Annotated in this window: 25 protein-coding genes; 21 read left to right on the top strand and 4 right to left on the bottom strand. The window is 34.3% G+C overall.

The window, feature by feature from the left end:
• The first annotated feature begins 56 nt into the window (after positions 1-56).
• The 3 genes from AC1EJ5_RS04060 (at position 57) to AC1EJ5_RS04050 (ending at position 1,330) form a co-directional block, all read left to right on the top strand.
• On the top strand, positions 57-650 hold the full coding sequence (locus AC1EJ5_RS04060) for a hypothetical protein (RefSeq protein ID WP_479814694.1): 594 nt from the start codon (positions 57-59) through the stop codon (positions 648-650).
• 201 nt (positions 651-851) lie between these two features.
• Positions 852-1,034 (top strand): hypothetical protein, encoded by a 183-nt coding sequence (locus AC1EJ5_RS04055; protein ID WP_479814692.1) that lies wholly within the window; start codon positions 852-854, stop codon positions 1,032-1,034.
• On the top strand, positions 1,034-1,330 hold the full coding sequence (locus AC1EJ5_RS04050) for a hypothetical protein (protein WP_479814691.1): 297 nt from the start codon (positions 1,034-1,036) through the stop codon (positions 1,328-1,330). The genes AC1EJ5_RS04055 and AC1EJ5_RS04050 overlap by 1 nt, the downstream gene beginning before the upstream one ends.
• 14 nt (positions 1,331-1,344) lie before the next feature.
• On the opposite strand, the gene AC1EJ5_RS04045 is transcribed toward AC1EJ5_RS04050, so the two are convergent.
• The 3 genes from AC1EJ5_RS04045 to AC1EJ5_RS04035 form a co-directional block, all read right to left on the bottom strand.
• Complete coding sequence (locus AC1EJ5_RS04045) at positions 1,345-2,052, bottom strand: TraX family protein (RefSeq protein ID WP_479814689.1); 708 nt, start codon at positions 2,050-2,052, stop codon at positions 1,345-1,347.
• A gap of 113 nt (positions 2,053-2,165) precedes the next feature.
• Positions 2,166-4,790: a pyruvate, phosphate dikinase gene (gene ppdK, locus AC1EJ5_RS04040; protein WP_479814687.1), complete on the bottom strand. Its 2,625-nt coding sequence runs from the start codon at positions 4,788-4,790 to the stop codon at positions 2,166-2,168.
• A gap of 14 nt (positions 4,791-4,804) precedes the next feature.
• Positions 4,805-5,602 carry a pyruvate, water dikinase regulatory protein gene (locus tag AC1EJ5_RS04035; RefSeq protein ID WP_479814685.1) on the bottom strand — a complete coding sequence of 266 codons (798 nt, stop codon included), beginning with the start codon at positions 5,600-5,602 and terminating at the stop codon, positions 4,805-4,807.
• Between the two features lie 462 nt (positions 5,603-6,064).
• On the opposite strand from AC1EJ5_RS04035, the gene AC1EJ5_RS04030 reads away from it, so the two are divergent.
• The 6 genes from AC1EJ5_RS04030 (at position 6,065) to AC1EJ5_RS04005 (ending at position 12,465) form a co-directional block, all read left to right on the top strand.
• The gene (locus AC1EJ5_RS04030) at positions 6,065-8,701 is read left to right on the top strand and encodes a valine--tRNA ligase (protein ID WP_479814683.1); all 2,637 of its coding nucleotides are present in this window, start codon (positions 6,065-6,067) and stop codon (positions 8,699-8,701) included.
• Positions 8,701-9,435, top strand: a complete 735-nt coding sequence (locus tag AC1EJ5_RS04025) for a class I SAM-dependent DNA methyltransferase (protein WP_479814681.1) — start codon at positions 8,701-8,703, stop codon at positions 9,433-9,435. Before AC1EJ5_RS04030 ends, AC1EJ5_RS04025 begins: the two co-directional genes overlap by 1 nt.
• Entirely contained in the window at positions 9,432-9,632 is a 201-nt protein-coding gene (locus tag AC1EJ5_RS04020) for a cold-shock protein (RefSeq protein WP_223419994.1), read from the top strand. The genes AC1EJ5_RS04025 and AC1EJ5_RS04020 overlap by 4 nt, the downstream gene beginning before the upstream one ends.
• A gap of 110 nt (positions 9,633-9,742) precedes the next feature.
• Positions 9,743-10,111 carry a zinc ribbon domain-containing protein gene (locus AC1EJ5_RS04015; RefSeq protein WP_223419996.1) on the top strand — a complete coding sequence of 123 codons (369 nt, stop codon included), beginning with the start codon at positions 9,743-9,745 and terminating at the stop codon, positions 10,109-10,111.
• On the top strand, positions 10,104-11,687 hold the full coding sequence (locus tag AC1EJ5_RS04010; protein WP_479814679.1) for an ATP-binding cassette domain-containing protein: 1,584 nt from the start codon (positions 10,104-10,106) through the stop codon (positions 11,685-11,687). Before AC1EJ5_RS04015 ends, AC1EJ5_RS04010 begins: the two co-directional genes overlap by 8 nt.
• Complete coding sequence (locus AC1EJ5_RS04005; RefSeq protein WP_223420001.1) at positions 11,671-12,465, top strand: ABC transporter permease; 795 nt, start codon at positions 11,671-11,673, stop codon at positions 12,463-12,465. The genes AC1EJ5_RS04010 and AC1EJ5_RS04005 overlap by 17 nt, the downstream gene beginning before the upstream one ends.
• 22 nt (positions 12,466-12,487) lie before the next feature.
• Here AC1EJ5_RS04005 and AC1EJ5_RS04000 read toward each other — a convergent pair whose 3' ends face one another.
• On the bottom strand, positions 12,488-12,784 hold the full coding sequence (locus AC1EJ5_RS04000) for a rhodanese-like domain-containing protein (RefSeq protein ID WP_223420003.1): 297 nt from the start codon (positions 12,782-12,784) through the stop codon (positions 12,488-12,490).
• 89 nt (positions 12,785-12,873) lie between these two features.
• Between AC1EJ5_RS04000 and pcp the strand changes: the two genes are divergently transcribed.
• The 12 genes from pcp to AC1EJ5_RS03940 all read left to right on the top strand — a co-directional run bounded on the left by pcp (position 12,874) and on the right by AC1EJ5_RS03940 (position 26,765).
• Entirely contained in the window at positions 12,874-13,518 is a 645-nt protein-coding gene (pcp, locus tag AC1EJ5_RS03995; RefSeq protein WP_479814677.1) for a pyroglutamyl-peptidase I, read from the top strand.
• Entirely contained in the window at positions 13,518-14,522 is a 1,005-nt protein-coding gene (locus AC1EJ5_RS03990) for an alpha/beta fold hydrolase (protein ID WP_479814675.1), read from the top strand. Before pcp ends, AC1EJ5_RS03990 begins: the two co-directional genes overlap by 1 nt.
• 90 nt (positions 14,523-14,612) lie before the next feature.
• A complete protein-coding gene (locus AC1EJ5_RS03985; RefSeq protein ID WP_479814673.1) occupies positions 14,613-15,620 on the top strand; it encodes a CAP domain-containing protein in 1,008 nt (335 codons plus the stop codon).
• A gap of 96 nt (positions 15,621-15,716) precedes the next feature.
• Positions 15,717-16,568, top strand: a complete 852-nt coding sequence (locus AC1EJ5_RS03980) for a fructosamine kinase family protein (protein ID WP_223420014.1) — start codon at positions 15,717-15,719, stop codon at positions 16,566-16,568.
• Positions 16,569-16,664: 96 nt separating this feature from the next.
• A complete protein-coding gene (locus tag AC1EJ5_RS03975) occupies positions 16,665-18,335 on the top strand; it encodes a tellurite resistance TerB C-terminal domain-containing protein (protein WP_223420016.1) in 1,671 nt (556 codons plus the stop codon).
• Positions 18,328-19,650, top strand: coding sequence for an ATP-binding protein (locus tag AC1EJ5_RS03970; RefSeq protein ID WP_479814670.1), 1,323 nt, complete (start codon positions 18,328-18,330; stop codon positions 19,648-19,650). The genes AC1EJ5_RS03975 and AC1EJ5_RS03970 overlap by 8 nt, the downstream gene beginning before the upstream one ends.
• The gene (locus tag AC1EJ5_RS03965; protein WP_479814669.1) at positions 19,647-21,737 is read left to right on the top strand and encodes a DEAD/DEAH box helicase; all 2,091 of its coding nucleotides are present in this window, start codon (positions 19,647-19,649) and stop codon (positions 21,735-21,737) included. The genes AC1EJ5_RS03970 and AC1EJ5_RS03965 overlap by 4 nt, the downstream gene beginning before the upstream one ends.
• Positions 21,738-21,794: 57 nt before the next feature.
• Complete coding sequence (locus AC1EJ5_RS03960; protein ID WP_479814667.1) at positions 21,795-22,520, top strand: hypothetical protein; 726 nt, start codon at positions 21,795-21,797, stop codon at positions 22,518-22,520.
• The gene (locus AC1EJ5_RS03955) at positions 22,517-23,263 is read left to right on the top strand and encodes an ABC transporter ATP-binding protein (RefSeq protein ID WP_479814665.1); all 747 of its coding nucleotides are present in this window, start codon (positions 22,517-22,519) and stop codon (positions 23,261-23,263) included. Before AC1EJ5_RS03960 ends, AC1EJ5_RS03955 begins: the two co-directional genes overlap by 4 nt.
• On the top strand, positions 23,260-25,158 hold the full coding sequence (locus AC1EJ5_RS03950; RefSeq protein ID WP_223420028.1) for an FtsX-like permease family protein: 1,899 nt from the start codon (positions 23,260-23,262) through the stop codon (positions 25,156-25,158). Before AC1EJ5_RS03955 ends, AC1EJ5_RS03950 begins: the two co-directional genes overlap by 4 nt.
• Positions 25,136-25,804, top strand: coding sequence for a response regulator transcription factor (locus tag AC1EJ5_RS03945; RefSeq protein ID WP_223420030.1), 669 nt, complete (start codon positions 25,136-25,138; stop codon positions 25,802-25,804). The genes AC1EJ5_RS03950 and AC1EJ5_RS03945 overlap by 23 nt, the downstream gene beginning before the upstream one ends.
• A complete protein-coding gene (locus tag AC1EJ5_RS03940; RefSeq protein ID WP_223420033.1) occupies positions 25,797-26,765 on the top strand; it encodes a sensor histidine kinase in 969 nt (322 codons plus the stop codon). Before AC1EJ5_RS03945 ends, AC1EJ5_RS03940 begins: the two co-directional genes overlap by 8 nt.
• Positions 26,766-26,769: the final 4 nt, after the last annotated feature.

The raw sequence follows: 26,769 nt of genomic DNA, 5'->3' as shown, positions 1-26,769 counted from the left end.
GGAAGCAAATTGATTTTTAAATCTTGATAAAATTCCGATTATCTAAGGAGGAAGAAATGAAAAAGAAAAATATATTATTAAGCCTTTTGCTCATTCTAATCCTAGGAGCATGCAAAATTGAAAGCCAAAATCCTGGGGAAGTGGGACTTGTAAAAGAAGATTTTGACCTTGATCTCATGGATAAATATGATGGTGGCAATATTGTCGATTTTGGAACTGGAGTTTATTCCATTAAGGGCGGCAAAGACTCAAATCTTAAACTGAAACTCACAAGTTTTGACAATGGAGAAGAAAATAAAATTTTTGAAATTAGCCTTCCAGATTTGGAAGAAGGGGAAAAACTAGGTTTTGAACTTTCTTCAAACCAAGTCAACGTTTATGAGATTTCAGACAAGAAAATTTCCCAAGTTACTAAATTTGATTATGAAAATCAAGTTTTTACAAATGGGGAATTCAAGGTTTCGGAATGGACTGAGGGCGGTTTACTTAAGGAAAATAAGCCTTTCCCATTATTTGCAGCATTCCTTGTTGATTCAAGTGAATTTTCATTTATAGGCATAGAAAATCCTGATTTTAGGTCTCAATTTAAAAATAATAAAGACTTATCGGCCCTAGTCTTGGAATTAAGCATAATCGATGATGAGAAATAGCAGTGGTCAAATCCACTGTTTTTTCTTAAATTTTTGATGGTGTGGGATTTTATATTAGGGAAAGTATAGTTTTTATAAGAAAGGATAAAATGTGTAAATTTTAGGAAAAGCACTTTATTTATTACTTATAATAGTTTTTATGAGATTTTTCTATTTTGTGTTGAGAAAATCTTTTGAAGATAAAATGCAACTACAGTGAAAATGGCAACTAGAGGTATTGTTTTATCTATCTATACAATAGCTATTCTTTCGCTATTTGCCATAGCGATTTTTATCCCAGCTGTGGGAATGACAAAAAGAGCCCTTGCAGGAGTTGTAGCTATCTTGATGTCAATCTATTTTGGAATCATAGTTAAGAAGTATATAAAAAAGGAAGCCTTCTAATGTGGCTTATCTTTGGGGCGGGTGCTATAATTACCGCCCTTTTAAATATTATAAATTACAAAAATAAAGATAATCTTTTTAGATTTTTGTCTTTATCTATCACAAGCCTTACTGTATGCGCTTTTTATGCAGATGGGGCAGGAAGAGTTGTTAGAGAGGATTGGAGCGACATAATGGATACCATACCAACCATATCTAAGGCCCTTTGGATTTGTGTGGCTCTTTCAATTCTTATAAATTCCATTTCATTAATAAAATCTCATAGAAAAAAATTGCAAAATAAAAAGGCAGCTTAAAATTAAGCTGTATTTTAGATTTTAAAGACCATTCTTATTATTCCGAATATTAGCAAATGTACTGGATAAAATAGGTAGTTAAATATTTTATTTTGTTTGCCCTTTTCTCCGTTATAGAAAAGTACAGTTGCAAAACCCAGGATGGCGTATATTTCCTTAATTATCACAAGGTAGGAAAGTCCTGATGCCAGAAGTCTTTTGTCATAGAAAAGATAGTATAGGTAAATTATTATAATGGCATAGTACTCATAGTCAGATGAAATGAGCATGGAGCCTAGGCTTGAAAGGACAACTATTAAGATAGAAACAAAAATCCATAGGGGTCTTTTTTTAATGTAATCTTTTAATTTATCAATTACCATGATTGTAAATAGTCCAAGGGCGAGGCCCCAGAGAATATTTTGTGACCAGGTATTTACAAATTCAGCCGACTGGAACATATCGTAAGGAATTTCAGAAATTACCGCAAAAATCAAAAGATTCCTTAAATATGACCAGCGTGATTTTGTTTTGAAAAAACCTTCCACAACCATAAAGGCAAAGATTGGAAAGGCAATCCTTCCCAAGATGTCAAAGATTGTTGTAATAATGACCATAGGGCCAGTTCCTGTTAAAAATGGTGTTATGATTGCCTTGTTGAAATGGTCTATAAACATTGAGGCAAAGGCTATATATTTTAATTGGGCACCGTTTATGCCCTTGATGCTTTTGATTTTTTCCATAAAATCTCCTTTTAGATTATTTGAAGATTTTATCCCAAAATTATAAAAATTGCAAATTTTAGGCGAAAAAATCTCCGACTAGGATTTTTCCTAGTCGGAGAATGGTTTTTATCTTATTTATTTTTTTCAATTGCTGCTTGGGCTGCTGCAAGTTTAGCGATTGGAATTCTAAATGGTGAACAAGATACATAGTCAAGACCTACGTTGTATAGGTATTTAACAGTGTTTGGTTCTCCACCGTGCTCACCACAGATACCTAGGTGGAGGGCAGGATTAGATTTTCTACCTTTTTCAACAGCTGTTTCTACTAAGAAACCAACACCTTTTTGGTCTAGAACTTGGAATGGATCCTTTTCTAGGATGTCTTTTTCGATGTATGCTGGTAGGAATTTACCTGCGTCATCTCTTGATAGGCCGAAGGTCATTTGTGTCAAGTCGTTTGTACCAAAGCTGAAGAAGTCTGTGATTTGTGCGATTTCATCGGCAGTGATAGCAGCTCTTGGAATTTCAATCATGGTACCAAGTAGGTATTTGATATCCATGCCTTGTTCTTCAAAGACTTTTTCGATTTCTTTTACAACTATATCTTTTACATAGGCAAGTTCGTGAACATCTGAAGATAGTGGAATCATGATTTCTGGAACTACATTTACGCCTTCTTTATTTAGTCTAATAGCAGCTTGCATGATTGCTCTTGCTTGCATTCTAGAGATTTCTGGATAGATAACGCCTAGTCTTAGACCTCTGAAACCTAACATTGGGTTTACTTCTTGAAGTTCTGAAATTCTTTCGTGAACTCTTGCTGGTTGGATTTTTAATTCTAGGGCAAGGTCAGCTATTTCTTTTTCTCCCTTTGGTAGGAATTCGTGAAGTGGTGGGTCAAGAAGTCTTACAGTTACTGGTCTTTCTTCCATTAATTTATAAATTTGATAGAAGTCTTCTTCTTGCATTGGAAGAATCTTATCAAGGGCAGCTTGTCTTGTTTCAACGTCAGCAGCAAGGATCATCTTTCTAACTTGGAAAATCCTGTCATCTGCAAAGAACATGTGCTCTGTCCTACATAGACCAATACCTTCAGCACCAAATTCTAGGGCTTGTTTAGCATCTCTTGGTGTATCAGCGTTTGTTCTAACTTTCATATCCCTATACTCATCAACCCATTGCATGAATTTACCAAAGGCACCGTGCATTTGTGGTGGTTGGGTAGCAAGGGCACCTGCAAAGATTTCACCAGTTGAACCGTCAATTGAGATTGTATCTTCGCTAGTTAGGACAACATCGCCTACTCTTAATGTATGTTCAAGTTCGTTAACGTGGATATCTTGGGCACCAGATACACAGCATTTACCCATACCTCTTGCAACTACTGCTGCGTGGGAAGTCATACCGCCTCTTGCAGTAAGGATACCAACTGCTGATACCATACCTTCAAGGTCTTCTGGGCTTGTTTCTTCACGAACGAGTATAACTGTTTCGCCGTCTTTTGCTCTTCTAGCTGCTTCTGGGGCAGAGAAAGCAATCTTACCTACAGCTGCTCCTGGAGATGCAGCAAGACCCTTTGTTAAAGCTTGGGCTTTTTTAACAGCTTCTTGGGTGAAGGTTGGGTGGAGGAGTCCATCAAGGTCTTGTGGGTTGACTCTTAATAGGGCTTCTTTTTCGTCAACTAATCCTTCTTCTACCATATCTACTGCTACTTGGACAGCTGCTTGGGCAGTTCTCTTACCATTTCTAGTTTGAAGTAGGTAAAGCTTGCCCTCTTGGATAGTAAATTCCATATCTTGCATGTCTTTGTAGTGTTTTTCAAGAGTTTGTGCTGTATTATAAAATTCATCATAAACTTCAGGCATTAATTCGTGAAGGTGGCTGATTGGTTCTGGTGTACGAACACCTGCTACTACGTCTTCACCTTGAGCGTTCATTAGGTATTCACCATAAAGTACGTTTTCACCAGTAGCTGGGTTTCTTGAGAAGGCAACACCAGTACCAGAAGTTTCTCCCATGTTACCAAATACCATGGTTTGAACGTTTACAGCTGTACCCATTTTATCATCAATATCGTTTAACTTTCTATATAGGATAGCTCTTGGGTTATTCCATGAAGAAAATACTGCTGAAATAGCAAGGTCAAGTTGTTTTCTAGGATCTTGTGGGAATTCTTCTCCAGCAAGTTCTTTGTAAACGACCTTATATTTTTCAACAACGTCAACAAAGTCTTCTGCTACAAGGTCGTGGTCTGTTTTTACGCCTTTTTCCTCTTTTTTAGCTGTTAGGACTTCTTCAAATTTGTTTTTGTCAAGGCCCATAGCAACGTCAGCAAACATTTGGATAAATCTTCTGTAAGAATCATAGGCAAATCTCTTGTTGTTTGTCTTATTTTCAAGGCCTTTAACAGCTATATCGTTAAGACCAAGGTTTAAGATTGTATCCATCATACCTGGCATTGAAATAGGAGCGCCTGATCTAACTGATACTAGAAGTGGGTCTTCGTTGTTACCAAAGGTCTTGCCATTGTGTTTTTCAAGGTCTTTGATGTGGTTTGTGATTTCTTCATTTAAGGCATCCCAAAGTTTTTTGTCTTCTTTGTAATATCTAATACATGCCTCAGTTGTTACAGAAAAACCATATGGTACATTGATTCCCATATTTGTCATTTCTGCTAGGTTTGCACCCTTGCCGCCTAGAAGGTCTCTCATTGTTTTGTTACCTTCATCGAAATTGTAAACGTATTTTGTGCTCATAATTTTTTCCCTTTCTATATTTTATTTAATTTGCTTGTGATAATTTCTGAAGTTTCTTCTATAGACCTGTAAGTCACATCAATGATTGTGCAGTCCAAGTCATTCATAAGCTCAAGCGCATAATCGATTTCCTTGCCTATTCTTTCCTTTGACGAATAAAGAGAATCTACAGATAAGCCCAAAGACTTGAGTCTTTCTTCCCTGATTTTTTTTAGGACATCCTTATCGATTGTAAGGCCAAAGATCTTATTTGGATCTATTTCAAATAATTCTTGTGGGACCTTTGAGTCTACAAGGATTGGAATGTTGCTTACCTTATATCCCATACTCGCAAGATACATGGATAGGGGAGTCTTAGAAGATCTTGAAACTCCAATTATTGCTATGTCACAATATGCTAAGCCCCTAAAATCTTGTCCATCGTCAAAATCAATGGCAAAATCAAGGGCTGCTAGCCTCCTCTGGTGGACGGGGTCTAGGGAATTTTTGTCTTTCTTATTTTGTGGAAGATTTTCCAAAAATCCATTCATTTCCCTTACAGAATAATCTATTAGACCAATTTCCCTAAGGTTTCTACTAGCTAGGTAGTTTTTGACATAGGCCTTCATTTTAGAATCTCTAAATGAGTGGTAAATTATCGAAGAATTTGAATCTGTAATTGATGTTAGTAGCTTAGTTAAGTTTTCTCTATTAATAATCCTATCAAAAATCTTTATTTCATAGGATTGATTAAAGTGGCTCATAGTTTCCTTTACTATATCTATTAGGCCAATAGAGCTACCATCTGAGATTATATACACTATTAATTTCATAATTTCTCCTACACCAAGACTCTATAGCTATTATACCAAAAAAATCAAAATAATGAAAATATTTTCATCAAAAATTTATAAATATCCTTAATTAATAGTAAATCTTATGATAATCATAGGCTTTAGTTAAAATTTTTCAATATTTATTAAGTAAGGGAAATCCATATCATGTAAGAGATTGAAATTAAATTAACAATCACTAAAATTATTGACTTTTGGGGATTTATTAATATAATAATCCCAACAGTTTAATACTAACAATGAAAGAGGATTAGCCTAGGAAGTCCTTTAGAGAGAAGATGGTTGGTGAAAATCTTTGGAATAAATAGGTGAAGGTTGCTTTCATATATGTTAATGTAGCATGCATAAATGCAAAGAGAGTCTTTTTATAAGAAATTTAGGTGGTAACGCGATAATTCGTCCTAGAATGCGTTGCCATTTTTTTAATTGAGAGGAGAAAATATGGATACAAAGTATAGTCCACAGGATTTTGAGAAAAAAATCTACAAAGAATGGGAAGAAGGCGGCTATTTTAAGGCAGGAGTAAATCCTGACAAGAAACCATTTACAATTGTTATGCCACCACCAAATGTTACAGGCCAACTCCACTTGGGCCACGCCCTAAATAACACCCTACAAGATATTATCATTAGATATAAGAGGCTAGCTGGTTTTGAAGCCCTTTGGATACCAGGCACTGACCATGCTTCTATTTCCACAGAAGCCAAGGTAGTTGGTAAAATTGCAAAAGAAGGAAAAACCAAGGCGGACCTCGGCAGGGATGGTTTCCTTAAGGAAGCTTGGGATTGGACCCACGAATACGGCGGCACAATCAAAAGACAACTAAGAACTATAGGTGTTTCTTGCGATTGGGATCACGATTCCTTCACCATGGATGAAAACTTAACTCGTGCTGTTAAAAGAGTTTTCAAAAAAATGTACGATGACGGTTTGATTTATAGGGGCAACAGGATTGTAAACTGGGATCCAATGGCAGAAACTGCTATTTCAGATGCAGAAGTCTACCACAAAGACCAAAAGGGCAAGCTTTGGTATATCAAATACCATTATGAAGATTCCGATGATTTTATAACTATCGCTACAACCCGTCCAGAAACCATGCTAGGCGATTTGGCTGTGGCAGTAAATCCAGAAGATACAAGATTTAAAGATAAGATAGGCAAAAATTTAATCCTTCCACTTGTAGGTAGGAAAATTCCAATAATTGCTGACGATTATGTAGATATGGAATATGGTACAGGTTGTGTAAAAATAACCCCATCCCACGACCCTAACGACTTTGAAGTTGGCGCCCGCCACGACCTTGGCCAATGTGTTGTTCTTGACACAAAGGCCCACATTGTAGATGGCTATGGAAGATATTCTGGTATGGATAGGTATGAAGCTAGAAAAGAAATGCTAGCTGATCTTGAAGAGCAAGGATTACTTGTAAAAATCGAAGAAATCGACCACGCAGTTGGCTATTCTGAGAGAACTGATGTTGTAATCGAGCCACTAATTTCTAAGCAATGGTTTGTTAAGATGGATGGCTTTGCTAAGATGTGTATAGATGCCTACAATTCAGGCGAACTTACTCTTATTCCAGAAAACCTATCAAAAACCTATATGAACTGGCTAGAAAATATCAGAGACTGGACAATTTCCCGTCAGCTTTGGTGGGGACACAGACTTCCAGTTTTCTATACAGAAGATGGAGAAATCATAGTTTCAGAAGACGAACCAGATGGAAACGGCATGTTAGAAGGCAAAAAAGTAACCCAAGAGGAAGATACTCTTGATACTTGGTTCTCATCAGCCCTTTGGCCTTTTGCAACCCTAGGTTGGCCAGAAGAAAACGAAGAATTTGATTATTTCTTCCCAACAGATATTTTAATAACTGGCTATGACATAATCTTTTTCTGGGTAATAAGAATGGTATTTGCTTCTTTATATACAACTGGAAAAGTTCCGTTCTCCCACGTTTTATTTACAGGTCTAATCAGAGATAGCCAAGGTAGAAAGATGAGTAAATCACTTGGTAACGGTGTTGACCCAATAGACGTAGTTGATAAATACGGAGCAGACGCCCTTAGGTTTACCCTAATTACAGGCAATTCTCCAGGAAACGACATGAGATATGACGAGGATAGGCTCCTTGCATCTAGAAACTTTGCAAATAAGTTGTGGAATGCATCAAGATTTGTCCTTATGAATATAGATGAGACTGATGATTTAGACTTTGATGGCAAAAACCTAACCCTCGAAGACGAATGGATCCTAAAAAGGCTTAACCAAGTTATAGAAGACGTATCAAAAAACCTTGATAAGTACGAAATCGGCCTTGCTGCAGATAGGATTGAAGACTTTATTTGGAACGAATATTGTGACTGGTATATAGAATTTGCTAAGATTAGACTTTATGGTGATGATGAAGAAGCAAAAGCTAATGTAAAGAAAGTTCTTCTTTACGTTCTAAAATCAATGCTAATCCTCCTTCATCCATTTATGCCATTTATAACAGAAGAAATTTATTCTTCCCTTCCAAACAAAAAGGACATGCTAATTGTTGAAGAATGGCCAGAGATCAAGGAAGAATTTAACTTTACAGAAGAAGAGAAAAACGTAAATTCTGTAATCAAGGCAATAACTGCAATCAGAAACCAAAGGGCAAGCCTAAATGTACCTGCAAAAACTAAGCAAAAATTAACTATAGTAGCAGAAAATGATAAAAATAAAGACTTACTTGCACAAATCAAGGCCCAATTTATCAACCTTGCTAGTGCAAGCGAAGTAGAAGTTTTAGAAAAGTCTCAAGCTAATATTTCTGATGACTGTCTAGTAAAACTTGTCTTTAACGAATTTTCAGTTTATATGTCCCTAGATGAATTGATGGACTATGAAAAAGAAAGAGAACGTCTAAGAGGTGAGATTAAGAAAATCGAATCTGAAATCAAAAGGGCAGAAGGCAAGCTTTCAAACAAGGGCTTTACAGACAAGGCTCCTGAGGCTGTAGTAAATAAAGAAAAAGAAAAACTAGCAGACTATAAGGATCTTTTAGAAAAAACAAAGGCCAGCCTTGAAGAAATAAAGGATAAGTAATGTACGGAGAGTTTTCCTATATCTATGATAAATTAAGTTTTGATATAGATTACGACTACTATGCTCAAAATATCAAGGATTTGGCCAAAGATTATAAAATTGGAAATGAGAATATGCTTGAGCTCGCTTGTGGCTCAGGCATGCTCACCCAATATTTTTTCGATGACTTTGATAGGATAGACGCCCTTGATATTTCAACAGATATGCTAAACTGTTTTGCAGAAAAATACGACAATGACAAGGTAAATCTCATCTATTATGACATGGTAGAATACGAGAAAAAAGACTTTTACGATCTAATAGTAATCCTTTTGGATAGTGTAAATTACGTCACAAATCCAGCTGACCTTGAGAAGTTATTTAGAAACTCCTATAACAACCTCAAGGACGATTCGCTTTTGGTTTTTGATATAAATTCAGAAATGAAAATGCGAGAAATTTTTGGGTCAGAATGTTATGTCTACGAGTATGAGGATATTTTCTATACTTGGGATAATTATATAGAAGATGACCTAATTGATATGAATCTAAATTTTTTCGTAGAAAATCCAGACGGAACATACAGGAGAATAGAAGAATACCAACAAGAAAGGATTTACGGGGTTGACTATGTAAAAACTTTGCTTGAAAAGATTGGTTTTACTGATATAAGGATTTTTGACGAGGATACACTTGACGATGTAAATGAGGAAACTTTGAGAGTCCTATTTTCAGCAAGAAAGGCGGCAAAATGAGTATAGGTGTAGTTAAATTTTTTGATAATAAAAAAGGATTTGGCTTCATAAAATGGGGCGGAGAAGACCTCTTCGTCCATTTTTCAGATATTATTTCTGAGGAAGAATTTAAGAGGCTAGATACTGGAGATAATGTAGAATTTGAAAAAATAGATGCCCCAAGAGGCCCACAAGCAAAAAAAGTTAAGAAATTATAGTAAAAATCCCTCGGTTGAGGGATTTTTTTGCATATTGAATTTCTAATAAAATAATCAATTGATTAACAAGCTAAATTGTGCTAGTATAGAATCATAAGAAAGGATTAATTATGGATTTTTTAGACAGTGTTTTTTCAAAAGTTAGTAAGGCTTCTAACAAGGTTAGTGAATCTGCTAAAACAAAAATAGAAGAAAATAAACTAAAAAAAGAATATAAAAATTTGGAAGAAGAGATGAATCAAGCTCTAAGGCTTATGGGATGTGAGCTTTATGATAGGTTAGAAAAAGGCGAAAGTCTACCAGATTTTAAAGAGGAAAGAGAAAATATAAAAAAATTATATGAAAGACTCACAGACCTAAATAAGCAAATAATTATCCTAACAAATGCAACTAGAAAATGTCCTAATTGCGGGGCCATATATGAGGCAAACGCAAATTTTTGCCCTGTTTGCGGACAAAAGAGAGAATTAAATGGATAAGTATTTGTTAAAAGAAAAATGTCCTCAGTGTTCTTATGAATTAAAAATAGGCTATAAATATTGCCCTAATTGTGGAATTCTTGTAGGAAACGACGGGCCTAGGGTTAAGAGGACGTCTTTTCTTGATTTAAAGGATACGACAAAAAAGACTGGACCAATTGCAAAACCTCTTATAGATATATATGACAATCTCAGTAAAAGCATAAATGCGTCAGATAAGATTTTAAATACCGATATTTATCCTCTTATAATTAAAATAGGTGAAAATCCAGAAATTATAAAGTTTAATAAGGAAATTATCTTAGAAAATGATGTTGTCTTAGCAAATGATTATAAGGGCTATTATATTGAGGTTAATCCAAGTTCGAACCTATTTGTAAACAAAAAAATTATAGACTCCACCAATAAATATTATCTTCATAACAATGATCTAATAGAATTAAAAGGCCTTATCCTAATTTATACAATTTTAGATCAGGAAGATGTTATATGGGAAAAGCAAAAAGTTGATGGAAGCTTTAACTTAGATGTCGATTTTATAAGATATGAAAATGCTAGACTTGTAATCAAGCCACCTTCTGAGGGACTTTTCTTAAATAATAAAAAAATTTATGATGAAATTTTATTTAATAATAATGATTTTGTCCAAAAAGACGGAAGGATGTTTATCCTAAGGGATGATTTCCTAATTTATCAAAAAGAATTAGAAGACTATCAGAAAAGATCCAAGGCTATTTTTGCTGTAAATATAGATAAGGATGATATCCTGGATGTAGATATTAAAGAAAAAGTGGTTATGACAGAAAATGGTCCTAAAACCCTACTTAAGGATATTAAATTTGAAGCAAAACCAGGGGAACTTATCTTAGTTCTAGGATCATCAGGAGCTGGCAAATCCACATTTTTCAATGAATTTTTAAATGAACATAACTCAAAGGCTCAAATAAGTATAGGCAATATTGACTTTGCCAAAAACTTTGATTTGGCCAAAAGAATGGTGTCGACAGTACCTCAATTTGACCTATCTAGAGACAATGATACGGTTTTTATGACTCTTAAAAACTCTGGGGAATTAAAACTTCCTAGGGACTTTACCAAGGATGATAACTTATTAGATGCTTACGTAATAGAAATCCTTGATATGATGAACCTTTCAAGGCTAAAAGATTCCTTAGTAAAAGATTTATCTGGAGGTGAGAGAAAAAGGCTATCCATAGCCAGTGAATATATTGCATCACCTGTAGTTTTTTTGCTAGATGAGCCAGATTCTGGGCTTGACGGCTATAATGCAAGGTCGATTATGGCAAACCTAAGGACAATAGCAGATAATGGCAAGATAATTATGGTAATTTCCCATAGCCCAGATAGGACTGTAGAATTATATGATAAAATCTTAGTTCTGGGTAAAAGTCAGACTGAAAATTGTGGTGAACTAGCCTTTTATGGAAGCCCAGATGAAGCTATGGAATTTTTTGATACAAAAAATATTGAAACAATTGTCGATAGACTTTTAGATGATACGGATTATTATGTAGAAAGATTTAATAAAGGGGAAAGAGATGAATTATCTATCTAAAAAAGAACAGATAAAAGTTTATTATGGAAAATTAATTAGGGATTTTAAAAATAAGTCAAAATTAGTAATTTTACTAGGAGCTATCACTACACCTTTAATAGTAAGGCTCATAACTGGTCCAGATAGTTTTTTAACAACATCGTCTGATGCTGGAACAGCTGTATTTATCTTGGCTTGTGCTTGTTTGTGGCTAGGGATTTTTAACTCCATCACATCAATTTGCAAGGAAAGAGACATAATAAAACACGAATATAGGGAAGGACTAGATATAAAATCATATATAGCCAGTCATATGATCTTCGGTCTTTTGATAGTTTTAATAGAAGCTTTAATAATAACAATACTTCTTACAATTTTTTACCATCAAAATATGGATAATTATATTGTAATTCTTGGACTATTTATTAGTTTTTTCCTTATTATCTATGCTGCCAATGCCCTTGGAATTTTAATTTCTGCAGCAGTTAAAAATACAGAAATAGCAATGACTGTCATGCCTTTTGTCTTATTAATTCAACTGGTTTTGGCAGGAAATATCAAACTTGAAAAATTGTATCTCCAAGCCATATCATGCCTTATGATTAGTAAAAATGGCTATGATTCCATCTTAAGACTAACAGGTTTTACTGAAAGACCTGGGTCCTTCCATGGTGTTGGAAAATTTATTGACTACTCCAATGTAAGTCATTTTATAGTTTGTTGGTTGATGCTTATAGTCTTGTCAGTCCTATGTGGATACTTGGCAGGTAAAGTTTTAGAAAAAAACATAAACAAATAAAGGTCTTGCCGAGCAAGGCCTTTTATTTAATTAGCTTATAGTCAAAGAGTTCAACTCCTGGGGCAAGGCTTAGGTTTTTATAGCCAAGTGCAGCTAGTTTTTTAACAGCCATCTTAGATCTGCCATTTGTCCTGCAATGGATTATGAGTTTTTCATCTTTTCCAAGGTCAAAGTCATTTTCCAAAATTTTATCAAGTGGAATGTTTATGGCATTTTTGATGTGGCCATTTTTATATTCTTCTTCAGTTCTTACGTCGATAATTTTATATGTTGGGTCAAGTTTTAATAAGTCGTCGCCTGAAATTGCTTTAATATCCATACTTATCTCCTTTTCATCACTATACTATAAATTTATATTATTTTGTTTAAAAACTGACACTTTATGGTAAATAAATATAGAGGTGAATTATGAAAATTTTAATTACAGGATTTGATGCCTTTGGCGGAGAACAAATAAACCCGGCAAGTCTAATTTTAGATAAGCTCGGAGATGAAATTGATGGTCACAGGTTAGAAAAACTTTTGCTTCCTACTAGGTTTGTTGGAAGTGCAGATATACTTGAAAAGAAAATAATCAAAACAAGGCCAGATATAGTCATTTCTCTTGGCCAAGCAGGCGGAAGGACTGATATTACAGTAGAAAGAGTGGCTATAAATATAGCAGATGCTTCGATTGCTGATAACGATGGGAAGATGCCTATTGATGAAAAAATAAGATGGGACGGGGAAAATGCCTATTTTTCGACACTGCCAATTAAGGCAATAGTTGAAAATCTTAGAAAAGAAGAAATTCCTGCTTCAGTTTCAAACTCAGCTGGTACCTATGTTTGCAATTTCATCATGTATAACGACTTGTATTTTGCCGATAAATACAAAAATATATCAGCAGGCTTTATCCATGTCCCATATTTGCCAGCTCAGGTTTTAGATAAGAGGGGTACGGGATCTATGAGTCTTGAAAATATGGTCAAGGCTGTAGAAATTATTATAAAAACATCCATAGCATACAAGGGCAAGGAAGACTTGGCCAAAGCAGAAGGGAGGATATGCTAATGAACAAAATAATAATTATTTTATTAATTTTACTCATTCCACAAATTTATTATTTGATTAAGGAAATTCGTTATAAGTCACTTGATATGACAAAGAAGTTTTTTAGGAGGCAGACTGTAAAAAAGGATAGATTTTATGAGGAAGCCTACCTTACAAATACCGATGGTTTTGACTCTTTTGTAAGGATATTAAGTTGTGAAAATCCCAAGGCTATTGTTCAACTAATCCACGGTGTGGCAGAACATTCGGGAAATTATCTAGACTTTGCAAACTTTTTAAATGAAAACGGATACATAGTTGTAATAGGCGATCACAGGGGCCACGGCAAATCAATTTCAACTACCTATCCAAATGGCTATATGAAAAGGGCAGAAGAGATCGTGGACGATGAGATAATGATTGCAAAATACATGAAAAAAGAATATCCAGGCCTTAAATACTACATGTTAGGCCATTCAATGGGATCTATGCTTGCTAGATTATTTATAAGGAAAAACGATGATTTAATAGACAAACTTATTTTAACTGGAACTGTGCCAACAAATCCTCTATCAGCCTTTGCCTTATTTTTCTTTAATATAGGATGTTTTTACTTTGGAGATAAGGGAGAGAGTAGGTTGATCGATGCCCTTGTTGGGGCAAAGGGTTTGGAATTTATCTCATATGATGTGGAAAATATAGGAATAAAAGCTAATGACCCACTTAGGATTTTTAAGTTTAAGACTGGTTATTCAAGGGTCTTAGTAGAGATTAATAAAAAATTAGGCCAAAAATCCACATATAAATGTAAAAATAAGGATTTGGAAATTTATAATATGGTTGGCGAAGATGACATTATAACCAAGGGAGATAAGGGAATTAAGTCCAGTCTAGATTTTTTAAAATCAATTGGTTATAAAAATATCCAAAATAAGGTCTATAAAAATATGAAACACGAAATTCTAAATGAAACCGACAAAAAAATGGTTTATAATGATATATTGAATTTTTTTGAAGGTAAATAATTAAAGATTTTAATGTAACTTTACAATAAAATATTTTGTTATAAAAGTAACTTATGTTATAATAGTACTAATAAATATAAAGGAGCAGTCATGAAAAAAACAAAAAAAGTTCTAGCCTTAGCGCTATTAGCAAGTTTATCAGCAAATAGCCTAGCATTTGTAAATCCTCAAAGTGAAAATGTAGCTTATGCGAGCCAAAAGCTTGATTTTGGTATTTCTACAAAAAATTTTGAAAGTAAGGCTATCACCTTAAATTTAAAACAAGATGAGGAAAATAAATCTCAAGCTCTTGCAGCAATTAGAAACTTAAGAGCAAAGATGTGGGATGAAAATGTACCATATATTTCTGATGCTGAATCAAATCCAACTAATATGAAGCTAAGAGAATATTTAAAGACTAAGGGAATCACATCAAAAGAAGCCTACATCAATAGAACAAAGTGGTCAACAGACCTTGAAAAAATAACCATTCAAAGGATGTATGAAGTTAGTCTTACAGGACTTTCTCACCAAAGACCTGACGGTAGTGATTGTGCTACAGCAGCTCTTCCAAATGGAACAAGAACTTATGCAGAAATCCTTGCTAACAACTCTGATCCATATACACCATCAAAGGCCTTCAACCAATGGGCTTACAGCAAGAGGGCAAACTTTGGAGGCAAGAGTGAATATGATCTTCTAAAAGAATCAAACGGTGTTTACAACAACGGCAACGCCCACCTTCACATCATCCTAGACCCTGAATATGACCACATGGGCCTAAGTATCATCTACGCAGGTGGATTAAACTATGTAGGAGTTGAGTTTGGTTACGCTGACAAGTCAGGCTCTGCTGCTACAGGTCTTGTTGGTGACTACACAATGTACTTTGGTCAAGCTAAGGAGGAAGAAAGCCCTAAAACAGATAAGAAACTTTCTAAAGAACAAAGAGAAAGATTAGAACAATCTATCAGCGAAAATAAGACACAAATATCAGCAGTAAAACTATTGTTTGAAGCTGCTCCAAATAAGGTAGAGAAAGTCAAAGATAGACTTTTAGCACTGATGGATAAGTCAGAAAAATTAATTCAAAAAGCAGAAAAAATGTTACAACAATAAGTAATTACAATCCCCTAATCTTTTATGATTGGGGGATTTTCTAGTAAATTTTAAAAAATATAGTAAATTATAAGTAAAGAAAGAATAGGGGATATTATGGAAAAAATTATAGAATTATTACCTATTAATAATGTAACAAATATCAGCCCAATTGAAGGTGGGGATGTGAATGATTCCTACAAGCTTGAGGCTGATGGTGGATCTTATTTTATGAAGGTCCATAAAAACAAAGATGCTTCATTTTTTGAATGTGAAAAAGCCGGACTTAAGTTATTTGAAGAAAATGGAATTTTTGCGCCAAGAGCCCTCGCAAGTGGGGATATAGATGGGTCAGCATATTTACTCATGACCTACCATCACGAAGAAAGAGCTGGTAGCCAGGAAGACTTGGCTAAGGTTATTGCAGATATTCACAAGATAAAAAGTCCTGATGGGAAATTTGGTTTTCCTTATCCATTTATTGGTACAGCTTGTGATTTTGACAATGAATTTAAAGACACTTGGAAGGAAGTTTTTCTTTTCGAGAGAATGGACAAGCTAAGAGATATGCTTATAAAAACCAAACTTTGGGATGATAAGGATAGGATTAGGTACGAAGAAGTAAGGTTTGTCATAGAAAGAGAGCTTGATAAACATAAGTCAGAAGCGGTTTTACTCCACGGCGACCTATGGGCAGGAAACTTTATGTTTGATGAAGACGAAAGACCAATCGTATTTGACCCATCACCACTTTATGGTGATAGGGAATTTGATATTGGAGTTTCAACAGTTTTTGGCGGTTTTAGAAAGGCTTTCTATGAGGAATACAAGGACCTAATGCCACTTGATGAAGGCTATCAACAACGTCTTAATTTCTATAGACTCTATATTTTAATGAAATATATGTTAAGGTTTGGTCCAGTTTACGATTCATCTGTAAATGACCTAATGAAGATAATTACTAAGTAAAAAAGTGCTTCGGCACTTTTTTTATTGGAATTTTTTGCCTTTAGAAAAGCTCCTTACAGCAGTATAATGATACATAAGCTAGAAAAAGGAGGGGCCATGGATGATATTAAGGCTTTGATTGAAAATTTACTTAATGATATCAAAGATGTAGATAAAAAGAAAATTAAAAGAAAAATTAATACTGACCAAGTCAAAGCTTCTATCAACCTTGACCTAGGAGAGAAAAACGACGGCTATTACGTGTCAAAACTAAGGCTTACAGGTAATCTTTTGGATGTGCCAAGTCAGGTTAAGTCACAGAGCCTAAAGCTTTATATAAAGTTTGCAAGGCTTGGCGAAAAAGAAGTGAAAATTACAAAGTCTCCTTATTTTTATAACCAACTTTACGTCCTAGCCCGTGACTATGTTGAGGATTTTATAGATCCCTACCACGAAAAAAAATCGGCAAGGATCTATAGGAACATAAAAAGTCTTATAAATAGAGATTTAGAACCTCTTTTTGGTCCAGTTGCTGAAGATTTTTTAAAAAAATTTCCAAGCCTAAGCAAGGATGTAATTGATTTTTATAACCTAACCGCATCAGGGAAAGTGGCTGTATTTTGGGATATGGATGGGAAACTTCGTGATAGGTATGATTTTCAAAAAGATGAGGAAAGGGCCCTACTCCAATTAAGTCAAAGGAGAAATGTCCTTTGGGAAAATCCGATTTTGGCAGACCTAACTATAAATTTATTCCTTAAAAGTTTGAAAATAATTTTTACAAGGCCTGAAATTAATAGCGATATTTTAAAAACTTACGCCAGGCCCTATACACTTTCGAAAAATCTTTTGGATAGCCTATTTATAATGACAGAGGCTAATGTTAGGAATAAATTTTCCTTCTTAGCTGGGATTAAAACCCAAAGGGCTATAGATATTCTCTTAGAAAACCAATGCGATGACATCTTGAGTGTTTTTATGGATTATCAATTAGTTTTTCTTGATAATTTGGAAAATAAAAAAATAGAAGAAATTTACCTGGGATATCTTAAGGAAAATCCTCAAAAATCAAATGATATAGCGGCTTTCATAGAAAGTTTGAATCTTGACCGCCAAGAAGAAATCCTAAGGTCTTTTGATAATAGGGAAAATTTTGGAGAAATTTTAGATAGTCTTTTAAAAGCTGATTTTACGCCGACAAGGGTCTTGGCACTTTACTATATTTTCAAAAATAATATGGAAAGACCAAAAGATAAAAAGGCACTTTTTGAAATAATTAGGGACGAAAATTACCAAGATTTTTTGGACCTAATTAAGGATAGAAACTTTGATATTGACCTAGTTTCAGAAGTTTTAGACCTTAGGGAAATTAAGGCTAAGAGGATTAAACTTGATAAAAGCCTTGTGAAAAAATCAAGGAAAGACTTGTCAAAGACAGTCCAAACCATAAATGATTTTGTTGGCGGAGATGAAGAACTTCCTGTGAATGAGGAAATTCCAGAAGAACTTAAGACCGAGGATAAAAAGGAAGAAAATCAAATTTCTAATGAAAAGATTTCTTCATCAGCAAAATCTTTTCTAGAAAAAATCTTAAAAGAAGGCTTTATTTCAAAGAAGGAAGCGACTGGCCTTGCTATGGATCAAGGGCTTTTCTTAAATGTTTTTATTAATAATATTAATGACGAATTATTTGAATATATAAATGATCAGACTTTGGTAATTGAGGATGACAGGATCCTTATTGATGAGTTTTATGAACAAATGGTAAAGGAGTTAATTGATGGATAGGATAAATCCAAAAGAAGCGAGCACTATTATAAAAAGTCTTGAAGCGGGAGTTGTGCCAGACATTGGCCTTGGCCACCTCCTTGTAGGCAGAAAGGCTGAAGTTGACGAGCTTATAAAGATTTTGGCAAATATAGAAAATGGAGATTCTGACCTAAGGTTTTGGGTTGGCGATTTCGGGTCCGGCAAGTCTTTTATGCTTAAAACCATAGAAAACCTAGCCCTTTCTAAAAACTTTGTAGCATCAACCATTGATCTAAATCCATCAAGAAGATTTTATGCGACAGACAGGAAAGCTGTAAACTTATATTCTACAATTATTGAAAACCTCAAGACAAAAAACGCCAGGACTGGCAATGTAATTGAAATAATTTTTGAAGAATGGATTTCAAATATCTTTGCCAAGCTAAGCGCAGACAAAGGATACGACTTACAAGATTTGATGAGAGGCGAATATAAGGACGATGTAATAGGAATTATCCTTGAAACTCTGGCAAAATTTAGGACAGTTGGGCTTTCCTATGAATTAGGTCAAGCAATTTCAACATACTATGAGGGCTTTATTACGGGTAACAGAATCTTAAAGCTTAAGGCTATGAGGTGGATAAGGGGAGATATTACCACAAAGACAGAAGCTAAAAAAGACTTGGGCATAAATGAAATAATTAATGATGATAATTATTTTGAAGCTATAAAAAATCTTGCCGAGCTTTTTCAAGAAATTGGCTATGCTGGTTTTGTAATAAATTTTGATGAGGCGGTAAACCTCTACAAACTCCCACACGCCACAACCAGGGAAAGAAATTACGAAAAGATTTTAAATATTTACAACGAATGTAAGTCAAACCAAGCCAAGGGTTTGTTTATAAATTTTGGGGCAACAAGAAAGACTGTTTTTGATGAATCTAGGGGCCTTGCTTCTTATGGTGCCCTAAAAGGCAGGCTTGGAAGCGAAGCCTCTATGGATAGTGATTTTGTAAATACCAACAAAACTGTCCTCGGCCTTAAGGTATTAAGTGACGAAGAGATTTATACTTTGCTTGAAAATTTGGTAAATATTTACAATACTCATTATAAAGCTGAAATAGATGTATCAAGTTCTGAAATAATTTCCTACATGGAAGGTCAGCTAAATAGGCCGGGTGCCGATGAATTTTTGACCCCAAGGGCAGTAATCAAGGACTTTATAGAAATACTTGATATTAAAAGACAAAATCCAGAGACAGAAATTTCCGACCTTTTAGCTGATAAATTTGGCAACCTCCTTCCAGTTTCTAAAGACCCTGACAATTTAGATGATGAAATAGAAGTGATATGACAAGTTCTTATGATTTATTAGCCAGGGATATGAGAAAGTATATCTACGAAAAAGGCTGGCCATCACTTACAAAAATTCAAGATGCTGCTATTAAACACCTATATGGTTCGGAAAATAATTTAATCTTAGCAGCTCCAACAGCATCAGGAAAAACTGAGGCTGCCTTTTTACCAGCCATTTCCCAGTCCACAGATATAAAAAATAAACTAAAAATTTTATATATTTCACCCTTAATTGCCCTTATAAATGATCAATTTAAAAGAATTACAGATATGTGCGAGGAACTTGATATAGGAGTTACAAGTTGGCATTCGGAAGCATCTGTGACACAAAAAGAAAAACTTGTGGTAAATCCTTCAGGAATTTTACTTATAACTCCAGAATCTCTGGAGGCTATGCTAGTTTCTGATAAGGGAAGGGCAGAAATATTATTTAAGGATCTAGATTTTATCATAGTTGATGAAATCCATGGATTTTTGGATTCAAATAGGGGATTACAATTAAAGTCTCTCCTTGTAAGAATACAAAATTATACAGAAAAAATCCCTAGAATGCTTGGCCTTTCTGCAACTATCGGGGATAAAAACTACGACCTAGCTAAAAATTTTTTCTTAAATGGGAGGGAGGCTAATATCCTCCTTGATAGGTCGAAAAATGACTTGGTTACAAGTCTTGATTATATAGAATGCACAGATGTAAATGAAGAAATTGCTAAAAAAATTTTGGAATATTCCCTAGGAAAATCAACCCTGGTTTTTCCAAATTCTAGGGCCAAGGTTGAAAAGCTATCCTATTTGCTAAAAAAACTTGTGGCAGAAAAAGCCTATGAGATTAGGGTTTTCTCCCACCATTCATCAATATCAAAGCTAAAGCGAACTGAAATAGAAAATTTTGCTAAGACCAGCAGGCAAGATTTTATAATTGTTGCCACTTCTACCCTGGAGCTTGGAATTGACATAGGGGCGGTGGACCAAGTTATCCAAGTAGGATCTGCAGCCTCGGTTTTATCTTTATCTCAAAGACTCGGTAGGTCAGGAAGAAGGACTCGAAAATCAGTAATCCACCAAATAGCAACCGACAAGTGGGACCTAGTCCAAGCTCTTTCGTCCTTGAAGCTATTTGAAGAGGGAAAACTTGATAAGATTGATATTCCAAGAAAATCTTATGATATTTTTGCCCACCAGGTCCTATCGACTCTACTTGAAAAAAATGGACTGATTATAGAAGAATATTATAAATTAAACCAAGAATTAAAATCTTTTGCAGATATTTCTGATGAAGAATTTAAGACCCTAACTAAATATCTTTTAGAAAAAGATTTTTTGGAAGAAATTGACGGCCAATATATAGTCGGCATGGAAGCTGAAAAACTAATGACCATGGGGTCTTTTTATAACCAATTTGTGGCAAAAAAAACTTACAAGGTCCAGACTGATAAGCTAGTCTTGGGAGAAATTGAACTTGGAGAAAATTTAAGAATCGCCGATAGGATTTACCTTTCTGGAGGGGTTTGGAAAATCGAAGCCATAAACCACAAGACTCGAAAAATTAGAGTCAGCCTTTCTGATAAGGCAAACGCCAGGAGTTTTGCTGGAACAGGTGGATTTGAAATTAGCGGAGAAGTAAGGGCAAAGATGGAAGAAATTTTATTAAATCCTGAGGGCCTTGACTTTGATGAAAAAATAAAAGAAATAATAAAGGATTTATGCGAAGAGATAAGTGAAGAGGCTTATCATTTTGTAGACCTCGATGGCGAGACTGGCCTAAGGACTTTTAGGTCAACAAAAATAAACAAAACCCTGGCTCTTATGCTAAATATAAAAACAAAGTCCCTTGATTATTATGTGGAAGATAAGTCTTCAACCATTTTGGGACCGAAAATTAAAAAAGACTTTGAAAACCTAAGGGAAAATCCACTTGAATATTCTGATATAGAAGCTTATCTTGCTGAAAATCCAAGGCTTATAGAAGGCTATATTTCCTTAAATAAGTTTATGGTCCTTGTACCAGATTCTTTGAAAGTTATTTATATTATAGAAAATATCTTAGACCTAGGTGGAGCAAAAGAATACTTACAAAACTTGTAATTAAATATTTCCTTATTTCATGTTATTATTTAATTAACAAAAAATAAGGAGGATATCATGAAACACGCAAAAGAAATGTTACTTATAGGTCTAATAGTTTTTGGAGGGATTTTTCTAAAGGCATCTGGATCTATAGGACAAAAAGACTATGAAAATGAATTAAGAGATAAGAAGGCCAAGGTAGAAGAATATTTGGGCCAGGTTGATGGAGTAGAAAAAGAATTTGTAGAAAAATATCTAAATCACGAGGATGAAGATCCAAGTGTGGTTGTTAGCGAAAATACAAACCTTGATACAGGCGAGTCATATAAATATATACAAGCTAGAGATTCAGAAAAAAATATTGATATTGGCGGCAAGCTTGATGGGGTAATCTTCTTTAGAAAAGGCAATGAAAGATGTTGGATAGATACAAATAAAAAGATTTATTATACAGATACTTTCGATTATAGCAAAAATCCTAAGGAAGACTCTATAATTTCTAGTAATGAAGAAATGATTTACGAAAAATTCTTAGATGGCTACGACAAAGAAGTCGAAAAACTAGAAAACGGCTACAAAGTAACTAGTCTTGATGATTTAAACAAGGGATCATATGATATCTATGATGAGGATATTAACTTAATTGAATCCTTCACAGACAACAGCCAAGGTAGGTGGAAAGAAGTTATTGTTTCAAGATCCGCAGATGTTAATGAAACTTATGAGAAGCTCCTAGGCCTAAAAGACACCTATACAATGGTTGACGATTTAGGTCAAATAAAAAACAAAGGTAAGCAATGAAATTTGAGAGAATTTTAAAAGTAGAAAATCTTGAAAAATATTATGGTAAGGAAGACAAAAGAGTCTTATCCCAGCTAAACTTTGACCTTCTTGAAGGCGAGTTTTTAGGCTTAATGGGCAAGTCCGGCTCGGGAAAGACTACTATCCTTAATTGTCTAGCAAGCATAGGGTCCTTTAATAAGGGCTCTATTTCCTATTATGATAAGGATATTTCCCTTTTCAATAGAAGGGCTATTTCTTCCTATAGGAAAAATGTGATTTCCTATATTTACCAAGATTTTAAACTAATTGACATTCTCACTGCCTATGAAAATATAATCTTGCCTTTAAATATTTCAAATAAACAAATAGATAAGGCAAGGGTCTTAGAAATTGCAAAAATTTTAGAAATCGAAGACATACTTGATTCTTATCCTGAAAGTCTTTCTGGTGGGGAAAAGCAAAGGGTAGCCATAGCTAGGGCTTTGATAAAAGAATCAAAGATTATCTTAGCAGATGAGCCAACAAGTTCTCTAGATAGTAAGCTTAGTGCAAATGTCCTAAGACTTTTAAAAACTTATAACAAGGTCCACAAAAGATCAATAATAATGGCAAGTCACGACACAAGAGCAATTTCTTTTACAGATAGGGTTTTATTTTTAGATGACGGCAAGATTTATAACGAGCTTAGACGTAAGGAAAATGAGTCTAGGGAAGAATTTCTAGAAAGAATTGAAAATGCAGATAGGAAGTTTTTAAGATGAAAAGAAATGAATCTAGCAAAAAACTTTATCTTTTAATCTTAATAATATCTTCCATCACATCCTACATAATTTTATCCATCGATAAGTCTGAAGTTTTTTCCTATATCTACGAGGAAAATAGGTATTATCTCCTTGATACGGTCAGGCTAATTTACCTAGTTTCCCTAATTTTTATTTTTATTTTGATTTATTATGCAAGTTTTTACATGATAAGCGAGAGGAAAAATGACATCGGGCTTTTGATGGCAGAAGGGCTAGGACAAAAGAAATTATTTATCTTACTTTTTAAAGACTCCCTAAAAGACCTTTTGAGGGCAAATATTTTGGGCCTATCCATATCTATTTTCATCAATGAATTTATAAACCTTTTGACTGTAAAGGTCCTAAGTCTGGGTCTGACTTTCCATAATTTTAGCGTATCATTTAAGGCCATTATTTTGACCCTGGCTATAAGTTTGTTTTTAAACAGCCTATCAATTTACACTATTGTTAGAGATTTTTATAAGAAAAATCCTGATGAAATTTTTAGGGGAGAAATAAGGTCAAGGTCAGATTCTTTTTTATTTTTGGCACTAGTTTTGTTTTTACTAGGAACAATTTTAAATTATGATTATTTTTGGGAAGATTTACTGGTCTTACTAAGTCTTATAAGTATATTTTTGCTTATACTTTTTTTTATATTATCAAAAATTCTCCAAAAGACCAGCGGGAAGAATTTGATTGTAAGGAAAAGTTTGAGCCTAACTTTTAAGAAAGACAAGGCTTCCTTGCTTTTTACAAGCTTTATGCTTATTTTAGGGACCCTTATCCTGGCTTACACAATCTTAACAAGTATAGCGTCCAGAAATGCCTTAGAAAGGCCAGCTGACTTTACCCTTTATGATTCTAAGGAAAAGATAGATATCCTATCGAAAGACCAAGATATGGCTCAAATGATAGGGGAAATTTATCCGGTTTTTGGTTATGAGTATTGGGATATTGATTCAGATGAACTTAATAATCTGGTTAAGGCAAATATCAGCCTTGATAGACAAAGTAGGAATGAATTTTATTTTGAGCCCGGGTTTTTATTAAGAGAGTCTTCTTTTGAAAATATTTATAAGATAGAAGCTGACTTAGGAGATAATGAAGCTATTGTTCTTGCAAAAACAGAAAATGAAAAATATGCCCTTGAAGAGACACTAGCTAAGAAAGACTCATCTCTTATAATAGGGGGCAAAAATTATAGGCTAAGAAATATTGTAAAATCAAATAAGATTTTTTCTAACGATGTAATTGGCCTAGCCAGTATGGTTGTTGTTAATGATAAGGTTTATGACTCTTTGATTTCTAAAAAAGAACCCTTTGCCTATAATATAAATCTTTCAAAAGACTTTGTAAACTCCTTTGGTTTTTCCAAAGGATCTGATATGCTAAGACAGGCTTTCATCGACGGGGGCTATAAGTATGAATCCTACATCTGGCAGGCGAAAAATGCTATTTCTCAAATTACAGAAAATCTCTACACTTATTTTTATTTGAGTTTTATTTTTATTCTGGCAGGGCTTAGCTTTTTTACAATTAGGATCTTTATCCTCTTTGAAAAATCCAAGGAAAAATTAAGAATCCTAAGCTTGATGGGTCAGGATATGGATGAAATAAGGGCTATAATCAAAAAGGAATACACAACGCTTTTTCTCACTGTAGGTCTTGTTTCACTTATTGTGTCAATATTTTTATTTACCAAAATACCATATACAATGAATATATTTTTCAAACTAAAACTTAGCAAAATAATTGGAAGCTTAGCCTTAATCAGCCTAGCACTTTTGATTTTAATGGGCCTATTTTTGAGGTTTATCCTAAGAATGAGCTATGAAAGGATACTTAATTATGAAGAAGATTTTAATAATTGAAGATGATAGAAACCTCCTAAATGAACTAAGGGAATTTCTTGAAAATATGGGATATGAAGTGGCAAGCGTGGATAATTTTCTAAAGGCAAATGATCTTGCCCTTAAAATGAGGCCTGACCTTGTGATTTTGGATATAAATCTTCCTGGGATTTCTGGTTTTGATATTTGTAGGGAAATAAAAGAAAAATCAAATATTCCTGTTTTGATGCTCACATCTAGGGTTGGGATTGAAGATGAAATAAAGGGTCTTGAAATAGGGGCTGATGAATATCTAGCCAAGCCAGTTGATACCAGGAGATTGATTTTGAGGATGGAAAAACTCCTAGATCTATTTGATCATTTCCAAGATATTATAAGTGTAGGTGACTTAAGCCTTGAATTATCAACATGTAAATTATCCTACAAGGAAGCCTACCTAATTTTGCCACAAACAGAGTCCGATATTATAAAAAAACTAATGGAATCCTATCCAGAGATTGTGACAAAGGATGACCTCTTAAAAGCAGTTTGGTCTACAATTTACATTGACGAAAATATCCTGCAAGTAAATATAACAAGGCTACGTAAAAAACTTAAAAATCTGGGCCCTTATAATATTTATAACAAGAGAGGCCAGGGCTACGGTCTAGGAGAGATAGATGAATAGCACATTAAAAGATGGACTTCTTTGGATAATAGCCTTTCTTGCCTTGGATGCTTTATTTATTTTTTTAATTTACCTAATAAGTCCAGGCCTAATAAGAAATTTCATAATATTTATCCTCTTATTTACAATTTTGGCCCTTGCCTTTATTCTTAGGTCAATAAAAAGGAAAAATGATAAGAAAAAGGCCTTACTAGAGGAATTTTTGCTAAATAATTCCTTTATGGCCAAGGATTTGCTTGTAGCAGAATTTGGCCATGATTATGGTCAAATCTTTGGTGACTTTCAAAGGGCTATAAAGATTAAGGATAAGAGGCTCGAAGAATCAAGGGCTAAGCTAATATCCTATAGGGATTTTATAGAAATGTGGGCCCACGAAATAAAAACTCCCCTTGCTTTTGCAAATTTATTTCTTGAAAACCACAAAAATGATTTTGACAGGGAAATCCTTGATAAGTTAAGCCTTGCCAACACAAATATAGAAAATTATATCAACCAAATCCTTTACTACGCAAGAGTAGATGCAAACAAAAAAGACTACAAGATGGAAGATGTCCTCCTTAGAGAATGCCTGGATGAAGCCATCAAGGCCTATTATCCATTGATTGCAGAAGAGGGGATTATTATAAAGGAAGAAGTAGGAGAAGCCAAAGTTTTCACTGACAAAAATACCCTGGTATTTATCATTTCCCAGATTATTTCAAATGCCATTAAATACTGTGATGGAGTTATAAATATTACCAATAAGGGTAAAAATCTTTATATAGGAAATAACGGACCAAAGGTTGCCGACCAAGACCTAGCCTTTATCTTTGAAAAGGCCTTCACAGGCGAAGTTGACAAGATTCATAAATCAACAGGCATGGGTCTTTATCTGGCAAAACTTTATGCAAAAGACCTTGCCATAGATATAGAGGTTGCTGAAAATAGGAATGGTAACTTTGTAATAGGCCTAAAACTTTAAGGAG

Source organism: Anaerococcus sp. C0059F3 (assembly GCF_056590475.1).
This window is presented reverse-complemented; position numbering and strand designations above follow the sequence as displayed.

Coding starts and splice junctions, on each gene's coding strand:
- AC1EJ5_RS04035 (WP_479814685.1), bottom strand. CDS start 5,602: ATGAAATTAATAGTGTATATAATCTCAGATGGTAGCTCTATTGGCCTA.
- AC1EJ5_RS03985 (WP_479814673.1), top strand. CDS start 14,613: ATGAAAAAAACAAAAAAAGTTCTAGCCTTAGCGCTATTAGCAAGTTTA.
- AC1EJ5_RS04055 (WP_479814692.1), top strand. CDS start 852: ATGGCAACTAGAGGTATTGTTTTATCTATCTATACAATAGCTATTCTT.
- AC1EJ5_RS03940 (WP_223420033.1), top strand. CDS start 25,797: ATGAATAGCACATTAAAAGATGGACTTCTTTGGATAATAGCCTTTCTT.
- AC1EJ5_RS04025 (WP_479814681.1), top strand. CDS start 8,701: ATGTACGGAGAGTTTTCCTATATCTATGATAAATTAAGTTTTGATATA.
- AC1EJ5_RS03965 (WP_479814669.1), top strand. CDS start 19,647: ATGACAAGTTCTTATGATTTATTAGCCAGGGATATGAGAAAGTATATC.
- AC1EJ5_RS03955 (WP_479814665.1), top strand. CDS start 22,517: ATGAAATTTGAGAGAATTTTAAAAGTAGAAAATCTTGAAAAATATTAT.
- pcp (WP_479814677.1), top strand. CDS start 12,874: ATGAAAATTTTAATTACAGGATTTGATGCCTTTGGCGGAGAACAAATA.
- AC1EJ5_RS03980 (WP_223420014.1), top strand. CDS start 15,717: ATGGAAAAAATTATAGAATTATTACCTATTAATAATGTAACAAATATC.
- AC1EJ5_RS04030 (WP_479814683.1), top strand. CDS start 6,065: ATGGATACAAAGTATAGTCCACAGGATTTTGAGAAAAAAATCTACAAA.
- AC1EJ5_RS04010 (WP_479814679.1), top strand. CDS start 10,104: ATGGATAAGTATTTGTTAAAAGAAAAATGTCCTCAGTGTTCTTATGAA.
- AC1EJ5_RS03945 (WP_223420030.1), top strand. CDS start 25,136: ATGAAGAAGATTTTAATAATTGAAGATGATAGAAACCTCCTAAATGAA.
- AC1EJ5_RS03960 (WP_479814667.1), top strand. CDS start 21,795: ATGAAACACGCAAAAGAAATGTTACTTATAGGTCTAATAGTTTTTGGA.
- AC1EJ5_RS04045 (WP_479814689.1), bottom strand. CDS start 2,052: ATGGAAAAAATCAAAAGCATCAAGGGCATAAACGGTGCCCAATTAAAA.
- AC1EJ5_RS04020 (WP_223419994.1), top strand. CDS start 9,432: ATGAGTATAGGTGTAGTTAAATTTTTTGATAATAAAAAAGGATTTGGC.
- AC1EJ5_RS04015 (WP_223419996.1), top strand. CDS start 9,743: ATGGATTTTTTAGACAGTGTTTTTTCAAAAGTTAGTAAGGCTTCTAAC.
- AC1EJ5_RS04050 (WP_479814691.1), top strand. CDS start 1,034: ATGTGGCTTATCTTTGGGGCGGGTGCTATAATTACCGCCCTTTTAAAT.
- AC1EJ5_RS03990 (WP_479814675.1), top strand. CDS start 13,518: ATGAACAAAATAATAATTATTTTATTAATTTTACTCATTCCACAAATT.
- AC1EJ5_RS03950 (WP_223420028.1), top strand. CDS start 23,260: ATGAAAAGAAATGAATCTAGCAAAAAACTTTATCTTTTAATCTTAATA.
- AC1EJ5_RS04060 (WP_479814694.1), top strand. CDS start 57: ATGAAAAAGAAAAATATATTATTAAGCCTTTTGCTCATTCTAATCCTA.
- AC1EJ5_RS04005 (WP_223420001.1), top strand. CDS start 11,671: ATGAATTATCTATCTAAAAAAGAACAGATAAAAGTTTATTATGGAAAA.
- AC1EJ5_RS04000 (WP_223420003.1), bottom strand. CDS start 12,784: ATGGATATTAAAGCAATTTCAGGCGACGACTTATTAAAACTTGACCCA.
- ppdK (WP_479814687.1), bottom strand. CDS start 4,790: ATGAGCACAAAATACGTTTACAATTTCGATGAAGGTAACAAAACAATG.
- AC1EJ5_RS03975 (WP_223420016.1), top strand. CDS start 16,665: ATGGATGATATTAAGGCTTTGATTGAAAATTTACTTAATGATATCAAA.
- AC1EJ5_RS03970 (WP_479814670.1), top strand. CDS start 18,328: ATGGATAGGATAAATCCAAAAGAAGCGAGCACTATTATAAAAAGTCTT.